The sequence below is a fragment of the Phenylobacterium sp. genome (genome assembly GCF_031360265.1).
GTDB lineage: Bacteria > Pseudomonadota > Alphaproteobacteria > Caulobacterales > Caulobacteraceae > Phenylobacterium.
Map to the genome: position 1 here is coordinate 1 of NZ_JANMBF010000108.1, position 10677 is coordinate 10677.

The window sequence follows — 10677 nt, forward strand, 5'->3', positions numbered from 1 at the left end:
TTGTCGCGCTTGCCCACGATCTGTTCACCGGTGATGATATAGACGTGTAACTGTTCGGGTATTCGGCTCGGACGGACCGCGCGGGCGCGCGCCTTGCTCGCGGCCGCCGATCCGGAAACCTACTTCTCAATGCGGGGCAAATTAATGACGAATTCGACACGCGTTCTGTTGCTGGCGGCCGCGGCCTCCCTGGTTCTGTCCGGATGCGGCAAGAAGGCGCCAAGCGGCCAGGTCGTCGCCACGGTGGCCGGCAAGGAAATCACCAGCGTCGAACTTAACAATGAGCTTACCGGCTTTCGCGCGCCGAACGCCCAGGTCCGCAAGGCGGCCGAGCAACAGGCGCTGAACCAGATCATCGTGCGCAAGGTGCTGGCGCAGGCCGCGGAAAAGGCCGGCGTCGGCAAGACCCCGGCCTTTGCCCAGCAGGAAAAGCGGGTTCACGAGACCCTGCTGATCCAGACCTGGCAGGCGGAGATCGCCAAGGCGGTCCCGGCGCCCAGCAAGGAAGAGGTCGCCAAGTTCATCAGCGAACATCCCGACATGTACGCCCAGCGCAAGATCTTCGAGGTCGATCAGGTTCGCTTCCCGCAGCCGACCGACCCGAATGTGCTGAAGGCGTTCCAGCCGCTCAAGACCCTGGACGAAGTGACAGCCCTGCTGACCGCCAACAAGGTGCCGTTCCGCGCCGGCCGCAGCGAGATCGACGCCCTGTCGGTGGATCCCGCCATCCTGGCGCAGATCGTCAAGCTGCCGCCCGGCGAGGTGTTCATGGTGCCGGCCAACAACATGCTGGTGGCCAACCGGATCGCCAGCACGCGTGTCGAGCCGCTGGAAGGCGCCGTCGCCACTCAGCACGCGACCGAGTTCCTGAAGTCCCGCCGCACACAGGAAGCCCTGCAAAAGCAACTGGGCGGGGTGCTGGCCGGCGCGAAGAAGGATATCGTCTACAGCAAGGCCTATCAGCCGCCGGAGCCGCCGAAGCCGCCGAAGGCCGCGGCGCCGGCGGCTGCCGCGCCCGCGAAGAGCAAGTAGAGCGGGACGGGGCCGGTGCGGGCGCAATGCCCAACCGGCCCGTCCGTCGCACAACGTGACGAGTGTTGGAGCCACCTTGCGATGGACCTATTGGATCGACCCCGCCCGGATCGCACGATCAGCTTCGGCCTGACAGCGACACCAATGGCGCGCCCGGGCGCGGTGAGGGGTCTTGCCGCAACGGTCGCCCTTGTCGGGCTGATGTCCGCTGGCGCCGCCAGTGCGCAGTTGCGCGCGCCCACGCTGCCGAGCCTGGGCCGCAATCTGGACATCGAACTGCGCGCCGCGGCGATCTACGACAACAACGTCGCGCGTGGCAGTGGCTTCGTGGCCACCGCCAAGCTCCTGCGCCCTGACGACATCCTCTATCAGCCCTCTATCCGAGCCAACATCGTCGAGCCGTTCGGCCCGGCGCAGATCTTCCTGAACGGCACGGCAGGGTACGATTTCTATGAATACAACAAGACCCTGCGGAACCGGCGCGCCGATCTCACGGCGGGCGTCTCCGGCGGCCTGGGGCCGTGCCAGGGCGGCTTGACGGCGGGGTATTCGACCCATCAGTCCGACCAGGGCGACCTGCCGCTGGGGACGACGAAAAACCTCCAGACCACCAAGTCCTACGGCGCGCAGATGTCCTGCTCGGAGGGACGTTCGCTGGGCGAACAGATCTCCTATCAGAAGGCCGATTCAACCAACGACGGCGGGCGGGGCGTCGTCAACTCCAACCAGACCGGGGTGAACGGCGGGCTGTCCTACAACAACAAGCTGATCGGCTCGATCTCGCTGAACGGCGGCTATACCAAGGTTGAGTATGTTGCGCCGGATCCGCTCGCGCCACCGCCGCCAGCCGGATACAACAGCCTCAATGTCGGGCTAAGCTGGTCGCGGCCGATCGGCCAGCGTTTGAACGGCAGCGCCTCGATTTCCTACAGCAAGACCCATTCCAAGCAGCCCGGCGTCTCGGACTACGCGACCTGGGGCGGCCAGGGCTCGCTGTTCTACCGGATCAATCCGCGGTTGCAGGCCTCGCTCGCCTATGACCGAAGCATTGCTCCGACCGTCCAGCAGGGGTTCGGCTTCGCGATCCTGCAGTCTGTCTCGCTCGACGCGCGCTATACGCTGACACGCAGGCTGAAGACGTCGTTCGGCGCACGCTGGTATACGCGGGATTATCTCAATCCGACGACGGCCCGGGCCACCGATATCACGCGGGACAATGGCAACGAACTTTCCACCGGGATTTCGATGTCCCTGGGGAAGACCGCCTCGATCGCCCTGGACGTCCGCCGCGCCGTCAGGAACACAAATCTAACAGTTTTCAACTACACGGATTATCGGGTCGGCGTCACCGCCACCAAGACTTTCTGAATCTGCCACGGAGATCGCAGTGATGCGCACGTTCCTAGCTCGCCTCGCTCTGGTCATCGGCATCGCGCTCTCGGGGCCGATGGCGGTCGCTGAGGCGGCCGTTGTACCGCCCCCGTCTCCCGCAACCTCGCCGGCTGCAACGTCGCCGGCCGCGACTCCAGCGGCGACGTTGCCCGCCCCGCCGACCGCGGCCGCATCGAACCCGGCGCAAGGCGCAGCGGGTCCCATGGCGTCATCCGGCGACCGCTCCTATGTGCTTGGCGTCGGAGACACGGTGGAAGTTTCGGTGCTTGGACGAACCGATTTCAATACGCGTGGGCGCATCGGAACCGATGGCGCGGTGTTGCTGCCCTATCTCGGCGCCACGCCTGCGGTCAATCGCTCGCCCGGCCAGCTGGCCGATGAGATTCGCGCCGCACTGGAGCGTGGCGGCTATTTCGCCCAGCCCGCTGTCCGAGTCGATGTCGTGGGCGTCGCCAGCCGCTTCGTGACGGTCCTGGGATCGGTAACCAACCCGGGGCTGATGCCCCTGGATCGACAGTACCACCTGTCGGAAATCGTCGCGCGCGCGGGAGGGCGGTCCGCCGCCGGGGCTGATTTCGTCCTGCTGACGCGCGGCAGCGAGCCGCCGCAGAAATTCAAGATCGCCGACCTCGCGACCGGGGCCGGCGACAAGGACCCGGTGGTCGAAACCGGCGACCGCATCTATGTGCCGGCGGCCGAGGCCGAAGTCTTCTACATCACCGGCGCCGTGAAGGCGCCGGGGGCCTTTCCGGTCACCACCGACCTGACCGTGCGGATGGCGATGGCGCGGGCCGGGGGGGTCAGCGATACCGGCAACGAGAACAAGATCTCGATCAACCGCAAGGGCAAGATCATCAAGGGCGTCAAGCCGGACACCGACAAGGTTGAGCCCGGCGATATCATCTCGGTCGGCGAGAAGCTGTTCTAAGTCCGCGAGGTCTCGAGTCTCCACATGAACATTCTCCAATTCCTCCGGATCTTCTGGGCGCGCAGGGCAATCGTCCTGATCGCCATGGTCGCCTCCGTTGTCGGCGCCTATGTGGTGCTGCTGATCGTGGCGCCGCGCTACGAGGCCACCTCGCGGGTGATGCTCAACAGCATCGTGCGGCCCGACCCGATCACCGGCGAGGTGATGAACGCCAAGTCCTCAGGCGCCTATTTCGACGCCCAGCTCGAGCTGCTCAAGGACTATGGCGTCACCGGCCGCGTGGTCGATCAGTCGGGGTGGCTTTCCGACCCGGGCCAGATCGCCGCCTACGCCCGTCGACCGGCTTCCGACACGCGTGACTTCCGACGCTGGCTGTCAGAGCAGGTGGTCAATGACGAGAAGGGGACTTTCGTCGGGACGGTGCTCGAAATCACCTACAAGGCATCGACGCCGGGAATGGCCAAGATCGGCGCTGAGGTCCTGCGGCAGGCCTACCTGGACCAGAGCCTGGCGGCGCGGCGCGAGGAAGCCGTCAAGAACGCGGCGTTCTATTCCAAGCAGGCGGACGCCGCCCGGCAATTGGCCGACGCGGCGGAGCTGACCAAGGCAGCCTACGAAAAAAGCAGTGGCATCATCATGCAGGGTCGTGAGTCCGACCTCGACAGCGAACGCCTGGCCTCCCTGGCCGGGCAATCCATGGCCGGAACGACGATCTCCATTCCGCCACCCGCGTCGTCCGGCGCAGCCCTGCAGCTGGCGCAGATCGACGCCATGCTCGCCGAAGCGTCCAAGCGCCTTGGCCCCAATCACCCGGAGATGCAGGAACTGCGAATGCGCCGGGCGCTGATCGCCAATGTGGCGGCCAAGGAAGCCGCCCAGGCTGAAGCTGTCTCGAGCGGGGCGTCCGGCGCGGCGGCCCTGTCGCGAGCCTTGCAGGAACAGAAACAGCGGGTGATCGGCCAAAGGGACAAGGTCGAACGTTTGCGGCAGCTGCAGGCCGAGGTTGATCTGCGGCGCGACCAATACCGCTCCGCCGCGGCTCGAGCGGGCCAATATTCTCTCGAAGCGGCGGTTACCGATGTGGGCCTTACTCCCGTCGGCGTCGTCGTCACCCCCAACAAGCCGGCATTTCCGAACAAGCCGCTGATCCTCGGCGGCGCCGTCGGCATGGGCTTTGCATTGGGCCTGGCGCTGGCGCTGTTGCTTGAGCTGCTCAATCGGCGCGTCCGCAGCGCGGAGGACCTGAGGCTGTCGTCGGATATTCACTGTATCGGCATCGTCGAGGAACCTGTGGCGCCGAGCTCGGGACGCGGGATCCGGCGGGCCTTGCGAGGCCTGATGCCACGCTGGGTGGGAGCGCCGGCGTGAGCAACCTCATTCTCGAAGGCGAGACGAAGAGCAGCCCCGGCCCGGGCAATCCAGGCGTGACTGGCCAGGACGCGACCCCGCGCAAGGGATCGCCGTACTCGCCCAAGCTGGTGACCCTGTCCGCGCCGATGAGCGCTGGCGCCGAGAGCGTGCGCGCCCTGCGCACCCATGTGATGGGCCAGCATATCCAGGCCGGCCGCCGGGCCCTGGCGATTTGCGCGCCGAGCGTCGGGGTTGGCTGCACCTTCGTCGCGGCGAACCTGGCGGTCGCGGTCGCCCAGGTTGGAATCAAGACCCTGCTGATCGATGGCGATCTGCGCATGCCGGCCGTGGAGCAGTTCATCGCGCCGTCAGGGACGCCCTCGGGTGGGCTTTCGGCCTGCCTGGCGGAGCCCGGCTCCCGAGTCGGAGATTTCATCGACGATGAGTTGCTCCCGAACCTGTCGGTGCTCTATGCCGGCGCCGCAGCGCCGAATGCGCAGGAGTTGCTCGCCCGCGACTGGTTCGAGGACGTCTTGAACCACTGCATGCGCGATTATGACTTCACAATCATCGACACCCCGCCGGCGAACATCTGCGCCGACGCGCGCCGGATCGGCAATGTCGCGGGCTACAGTCTCGTGGTGGCGCGCCGCAACAAGAGCCTCGTGGCGGATGTCAGGTCGCTGGTCGAGCAGATGGTCGATGACCATGTGCGGGTCATCGGCACGCTGATGAACGCCGACTAGTCGAATGGCTGACGCTTCTACGCTCGCCGCCCCGCGCGTCCCGTCGACATGGGTCGCGCGATGGCCGTTGCTTCTGGGCTTCGCGGCTCTGGCCGCGCCGACGCTGGCCTCGCTGGGCAAGCAGGTCTGGTCGCGCGAATCCGGCGCGCACGGGCCGATCATCCTGGCCACTGGCGCCTGGCTGTTGTGGCGAGAAGCCGCGTCGTTTCGCACGCTCGGACGTCCCGGGGCAGGGTGGGTGACGGCGCTGGCCATGATCATTGCGCTCGTGGTCTATGTTTTCGGCCGGGCGTTCGATTTCATCAGCCTGGAGGCCGCCGGCGTCTATGCGGTCGGCCTGACCATGCTCTACGCCAGCGTCGGCGTTCCGGCGATGCTGAAGAACTGGTTTCCGCTGTTCTATCTGAGCTTCGTCGTTCCCCCGCCGAATTGGCTGATCGACCAGCTCACAGCGCCGCTCAAGCAGTTCGTCTCCCTCGTGGCGACGGGCGCCCTGAGTGCGTTTGGCGTTCCGATCGAACGCCAGGGCGTGACCATCCACGTGGCCGACTATCAGCTGCTCGTCGAGGATGCCTGCTCCGGCATGAATTCGCTGATCGGTCTGTTCGCGATCAGCCTGCTCTACATCTACCTGCTGCGGGGATCGTCGCTGCGCTACTCCGCGATTCTGACGCTGTTCGTCATTCCGATCGCCATCGTCGGAAACATTCTGCGCATCATGACGTTGATTTTATTGACGTATTTCTTCGGCGACCAGGTCGCGCAGGGATTCGCGCACTTTGCCGCCGGCATCTTCCTGTTCGGCGTCGACCTGCTTCTGGTTTTCCTGGTGGACAGTGTGCTCTCCAAGATCCTGCCCAAGTCCTGGAGGCCCGTATGATCGCGCGGCGGGATCTGCTGATGGGCGCCGGCTGCGCCGTGGCGGCGCTCGGCGCCAATGCGCTGAAGCCGCATCGGCTCGTGCCGCTGCTGGTCAAGGGCGATCTGGCCGCGATTGTACCGGCAACGTTCGGCGGCTGGCGATCAGAAGACGTCGGGGATCCGCTGGCCATCAACGGTCCAGGGACCCTGTCGGCCAAGCTGTACAATCAGCTGGTGACGCGGATCTACACCGACGAGGCGAACTCCGCCCAGGTGATGATGCTCCTGGCCTATGGCCGCGAGCAGACCGACGACCTGCAGTTGCACCGACCGGAGGTCTGCTATCCTGCCTTTGGCTATGCCCTGACTCGCAACCAGCCCTTTGCCTTTCCGATAGCCAAGGGTGTGGAGATCCCCGCGCGCCGCCTTCTGGCGGAGGCCGACGAGCGCCGTGAGAGCGTGATCTACTGGTCGCGGATCGGCGAATATCTGCCGACCTCCGGCGTCCAGCAACGCAAGGATCGCCTGGAGATCTCGTTGCAGGGGATCATTCCCGATGGGTTGCTCTCGCGGTTTTCGACCGTGACGGAAAATCCGAACGATGCCTGGAGGGTCCTGGAAACTTTCATCCCGGGGCTGTTGGCCAGTATCTCGCCGGCCTTCAGAAACGTGCTGATCGGCACGGCCCGCGCCCAGGCGATGGCGGCCATCCGACCCTAGGGCCTGTCCCGGCGACCGGCCTTACGTGAGCCGGGAGGAAACAGGCTCGTCGCCGACATCTGAAGCCCTTCGGCTCCACGCGGGGTTGAGCCAATCTGAGTGGAGGGCCCGCCGGATATGGACCGGCTCCTCCGCCTTACCCTGGCGGGAAATTCCAGGGCGACGCGGGTGCGCCGGCGCTACCAGAGCTTCAGATCGAAGGGCTTGAGCACGAGCAGGATATAGACCAGCACCGCCACGACGATCGCCGCGGACAAGGGGCCCTGCCCATGGTTGCCGACATAGTTGGCCAAGGCGCACCCCACGGCGGGCGGCAGATACTGAATCAGGCTGTCCTTGGGTTCATCCTGGGTCGAGCGATGGAGGAACAGCACGACCATGCCGCCAAAGATGGCGACCGTGATCCAATCGTAGACAGTCTCCATATCGCACCTGCTCCGTACTTCGCTCGTAGCCGAGGCGAAACTGTTGAACTCGTGTGTGAAATCCGAATGTCGGTCTCACGATGAACACCCTGGCGCCGCACTAGCAAGTCTTGTGCCGCGCCCCCCAGGAGAGGCTAAGGTAGTCGCCCGGACCCTCAGGCGATGCAAGCCTTGATGCGAACGCCTCGACCTATGGAACCCTATCGACAGTCGTTTCGCGGGCGCTGCGGAAGACCCACAGCCTGCAAAGCAGGAAGAACGCGCCGGTGTAGCTGGCCATGGCCACCAGCTGGGCGGCCAGCCGTTCCGGCGTCGAGCCTCCGAGGACCTGACTGACGGCGAACAGCACCGCCTGGTTGAGGCAAAAGGCGATCAGCAGCGACGCCACAAACTTCGGGGCCGTCGCGCGCGGGCGGTCACGGCTGTGGAAGACAAACGTGCGGTTGAGGATGAAACTCAACACCATGCCGGCTCCATAGCCGAGCGCGTTGGCGACCTGCCGGTTGACGCCAAGGCCGATGTCCAAGGCGGCGATGACGCCGAACCCCAGCGCGGTATTGGCCAGGCCCACCAGGCCAAACCGCGACAGCAGCCCGATCAGTTCGGCGGACGGTCGCCACGACGCGAGGCCGGCGGCGGATTTCATGCCCAACCTCGCCGCCCAGCTCCGTTGACGGCGCTCACCGCCGGGACCTGCGGCTGGGGCCTCCCGGTGCGAACGCCGCGGCATTCTGCTCTTCCTCGTTCTGCAGGTCGTTGAACGCGGCTTCAGCCTTTTCGTGCGACATGCCGGACTGCAACTTGGGGCCGACGCGGGCGGCGCGATGGTTGATGGTGTCGTAGACCGTCCAGCTGTCGCCCTCCTTGCGGATCTCGTAGCGCGGTCGCCCGCCGTTCTCCTCGGCGACGCGCGCGGCCGCCCGCTCCTGGATATCCTGAGCGTCGGCAAGCACGCGGGCCTCCCTGGCGTCGCTGGCGGCCTCTCCCGAGGCGGCCATGCGCTCCGTCGCGCTGCGAGCCGAATCCGCGGCCTTGCTGAGGCGATCAACGCCTGCGCCACAGGCGCCGAGCGCCAACATCGAAAGCAACACGCTCAGGTACAGCTGACCCTTCATCCATATCTCCGGTCGAACATTGCGGACGGGCGGTTCGCGCCTTTGCTTTAGACCCATAGGGACCGGATCAGTTTAACAGACTCCTCGCCCCGCGGCGTGACTGGTGTTGCCGCGGCCGTCGGCGTTAACTCGCCAGAAAATCTCCCGGTCCTAGATCTGGGGCTGCACTGTCGCAGGGAGCCTTGCAAACAGCGGCATGCGGGGCCTATCCCGCCAGGGAGCTCGGCTGCGGCTACTCACTACCGATTGCGGCCGCGCTCTCTGATCGGCGGCGTGAGATCCTCTTCGCTTCGTCCAGGTGAAAATGTCCGATCCGCCGCTCGAGCCCGACCCAGAGATCAGCATCGTGATCTGCACGCGCAATCGCGCGCCGCAACTGGCCGCGGTGCTGACCTCGATCTGCGATCTTGTCGTGCCGCCCGGTCTAGCTTGGGAACTGTGCATCGTCGACAACGGCAGCACCGACTCCACGGCGCAGGTCGTCGAGAGCTTTCTTCCGCGCCTGCCGGTCCGATATCTGCACGAACCGGTGGCTGGGCTGTCCAACGCGCGCAATCGCGGCGTCGAAGCTGCCCGCGGACGCTATATCTGCTGGACCGACGACGACGTCGAAATCGATCGCGATTGGCTTGCAGCCTATGCAGCCGCCTTTCGGCGACATCCGGACGCCGCGGTGTTCGGTGGGCGCATCCTGCCCAGGCTTGAGACGCCGACGCCGCCCTGGTTTGCGGCGCTGGCCCATCGCTGGCCGTTGACGACGTTGCTGGCGGCGCGGGATTTCGGCGATGAGGTCTCGCCCATGAGCCTCGAGGATGGCCGGGTTCCCTGGGGGGCGAACTATGCCGTGAGGGCGGCCGAGCAGCGCGGGTTCCGCTACGACCCCAAACTCGGGGTGTCTCCGGATCAGAAGCGGCTCGGGGAGGAGGCCGAAGTGATCTTCCAGATCCTGCGCGGTGGCGCGACGGGGTGGTGGGCGCCCGATGCCAAGGTGCGGCACATCATACCGCTGCGGCGGCAGACACGAGCCTATGTCTACGAGTATTTTTTCGCCAGCGGCGAGACCTTGGCCTACCTCGAATCGGTGGCGCCGGGGGCCAATCATATGCGCCAGAGCCCGGCCGTTCCCTCGCCGCTCGATGCGGGTGCTGCCCGCCTGCGCGCGCGGCGGGCGCTGGCGATGGTCCTCTATGGGGTTTGCCGGGTTCTGGGCGCCAACCTGCGGAGTCTCTACTACCTGCAGCGGATCGCCTTCATCAGCGGGGCCCTGGTCGAGGCCCGTGGCGCCGAGGGCCCCTAGCCCCTAGCCCCTCGCGCCAAAACGTCGCGCATGGTTGCGAAGGGTTGCCTAGCTGTAGAAATCCCCTCTATTGCGGGGATAGACTGATGTTTCGTCCAAATTGGCATAACGTAGTCTTCCATATTGCAATATAATGTGACGTCTGTGTGACGTCGGGGAGATTTCGACCCGTGCCAGATACTCCAGCGCTTGCAACTCATGCAATTTTCACAACCGTCTACACATCAGACGGCCTCTGGTCGGCGGTCAAGGCCGCCCTGCCCGGGGACACGATCTATCTGTCCCCCGGCAACTATACTGCGATGAGCCTGACCGGGATGAATCCGAGCGGCATGGTGACGATCACCTCGCTGGATCTTGGCCACCCGGCCGTGATCGCCGGCATCACCCTGACGAACAGCTCCAACCTGACGTTCACCAATATAGAGCTCACGCCGAAGGCGCAGGGCGCCTACGCCGTGACGCTCGGGTCGGACACCAATATCCGTTTTGACCATCTGAATATCCACGCCTCGGCGACCGTCGACGGCAATGCGATGTTGATCCGCGACAGCAAGAACGTCAGCGTCACCAATTCCGAGATCCACAATATCGGGACCGGCATCAGCTACATCAACAGCGACACGGTGATGTTGTCTGGCAACAAATTGCACAACATCCAGTCGGACGGGATGCACGGGGGCGGGACCTCCAACATCACCATCACCGGCAACACCTTCACCGACTTCGCGCCCAAGGCGGGCGACCATCCCGACGCGATCCAGTTCTGGACCTCTGGCACCACCGCATCCGTGCACGACATCGTCGTGAC

General features: G+C 65.3%; 12 protein-coding genes. 9 read left to right on the forward strand and 3 right to left on the reverse strand.

Going from position 1 to position 10677, the window contains the following annotated elements:
• Positions 1-144: 144 nt before the first annotated feature.
• The 7 genes from RMN86_RS10125 to epsI all read left to right on the forward strand — a co-directional run bounded on the left by RMN86_RS10125 (position 145) and on the right by epsI (position 7029).
• Positions 145-1032 carry a SurA N-terminal domain-containing protein gene (locus RMN86_RS10125; protein WP_309605721.1) on the forward strand — a complete coding sequence of 296 codons (888 nt, stop codon included), beginning with the start codon at positions 145-147 and terminating at the stop codon, positions 1030-1032.
• Between the two features lie 81 nt (positions 1033-1113).
• A complete protein-coding gene (locus RMN86_RS10130) occupies positions 1114-2400 on the forward strand; it encodes an outer membrane beta-barrel protein (protein WP_309605722.1) in 1287 nt (428 codons plus the stop codon).
• A gap of 226 nt (positions 2401-2626) precedes the next feature.
• On the forward strand, positions 2627-3352 hold the full coding sequence (locus tag RMN86_RS10135; RefSeq protein WP_309605723.1) for an SLBB domain-containing protein: 726 nt from the start codon (positions 2627-2629) through the stop codon (positions 3350-3352).
• 24 nt (positions 3353-3376) lie between these two features.
• Entirely contained in the window at positions 3377-4720 is a 1344-nt protein-coding gene (locus RMN86_RS10140) for a Wzz/FepE/Etk N-terminal domain-containing protein (protein WP_309605724.1), read from the forward strand.
• Positions 4717-5448, forward strand: a complete 732-nt coding sequence (locus RMN86_RS10145; protein ID WP_309605725.1) for a CpsD/CapB family tyrosine-protein kinase — start codon at positions 4717-4719, stop codon at positions 5446-5448. The genes RMN86_RS10140 and RMN86_RS10145 overlap by 4 nt, the downstream gene beginning before the upstream one ends.
• Before the next feature lie 4 nt (positions 5449-5452).
• Positions 5453-6328, forward strand: coding sequence for an exosortase V (xrtV, locus tag RMN86_RS10150; RefSeq protein ID WP_405041342.1), 876 nt, complete (start codon positions 5453-5455; stop codon positions 6326-6328).
• Positions 6325-7029, forward strand: a complete 705-nt coding sequence (gene epsI / locus RMN86_RS10155; protein ID WP_405041343.1) for an exosortase-associated protein EpsI, V-type — start codon at positions 6325-6327, stop codon at positions 7027-7029. Before xrtV ends, epsI begins: the two co-directional genes overlap by 4 nt.
• Before the next feature lie 179 nt (positions 7030-7208).
• On the opposite strand, the gene RMN86_RS10160 is transcribed toward epsI, so the two are convergent.
• The 3 genes from RMN86_RS10160 to RMN86_RS10170 form a co-directional block, all read right to left on the reverse strand.
• Positions 7209-7454 carry an XrtV sorting system accessory protein gene (locus tag RMN86_RS10160; RefSeq protein WP_309605728.1) on the reverse strand — a complete coding sequence of 82 codons (246 nt, stop codon included), beginning with the start codon at positions 7452-7454 and terminating at the stop codon, positions 7209-7211.
• Positions 7455-7644: 190 nt separating this feature from the next.
• Entirely contained in the window at positions 7645-8100 is a 456-nt protein-coding gene (locus tag RMN86_RS10165; protein ID WP_309605729.1) for a GtrA family protein, read from the reverse strand.
• 34 nt (positions 8101-8134) lie between these two features.
• Complete coding sequence (locus RMN86_RS10170; protein ID WP_309605730.1) at positions 8135-8569, reverse strand: hypothetical protein; 435 nt, start codon at positions 8567-8569, stop codon at positions 8135-8137.
• A gap of 304 nt (positions 8570-8873) precedes the next feature.
• Between RMN86_RS10170 and RMN86_RS10175 the strand changes: the two genes are divergently transcribed.
• Both RMN86_RS10175 and RMN86_RS10180 read left to right on the forward strand, forming a co-directional pair.
• Positions 8874-9866, forward strand: coding sequence for a glycosyltransferase (locus tag RMN86_RS10175; protein ID WP_309605731.1), 993 nt, complete (start codon positions 8874-8876; stop codon positions 9864-9866).
• Positions 9867-10036: 170 nt separating this feature from the next.
• On the forward strand, positions 10037-10677 hold a 641-nt coding region (locus tag RMN86_RS10180; protein ID WP_309605732.1), incomplete at its 3' end, for a right-handed parallel beta-helix repeat-containing protein.

Bases quoted from the DNA above. Each gene is read 5' to 3' on its own strand.
- RMN86_RS10125 (WP_309605721.1), top strand. From the start codon at position 145: ATGACGAATTCGACACGCGTTCTGTTGCTGGCGGCCGCGGCCTCCCTG.
- RMN86_RS10130 (WP_309605722.1), top strand. From the start codon at position 1,114: ATGGACCTATTGGATCGACCCCGCCCGGATCGCACGATCAGCTTCGGC.
- RMN86_RS10135 (WP_309605723.1), top strand. From the start codon at position 2,627: ATGGCGTCATCCGGCGACCGCTCCTATGTGCTTGGCGTCGGAGACACG.
- RMN86_RS10140 (WP_309605724.1), top strand. From the start codon at position 3,377: ATGAACATTCTCCAATTCCTCCGGATCTTCTGGGCGCGCAGGGCAATC.
- xrtV (WP_405041342.1), top strand. From the start codon at position 5,453: ATGGCTGACGCTTCTACGCTCGCCGCCCCGCGCGTCCCGTCGACATGG.
- epsI (WP_405041343.1), top strand. From the start codon at position 6,325: ATGATCGCGCGGCGGGATCTGCTGATGGGCGCCGGCTGCGCCGTGGCG.
- RMN86_RS10160 (WP_309605728.1), bottom strand. From the start codon at position 7,454: ATGGAGACTGTCTACGATTGGATCACGGTCGCCATCTTTGGCGGCATG.
- RMN86_RS10165 (WP_309605729.1), bottom strand. From the start codon at position 8,100: ATGAAATCCGCCGCCGGCCTCGCGTCGTGGCGACCGTCCGCCGAACTG.
- RMN86_RS10170 (WP_309605730.1), bottom strand. From the start codon at position 8,569: ATGAAGGGTCAGCTGTACCTGAGCGTGTTGCTTTCGATGTTGGCGCTC.
- RMN86_RS10175 (WP_309605731.1), top strand. From the start codon at position 8,874: ATGTCCGATCCGCCGCTCGAGCCCGACCCAGAGATCAGCATCGTGATC.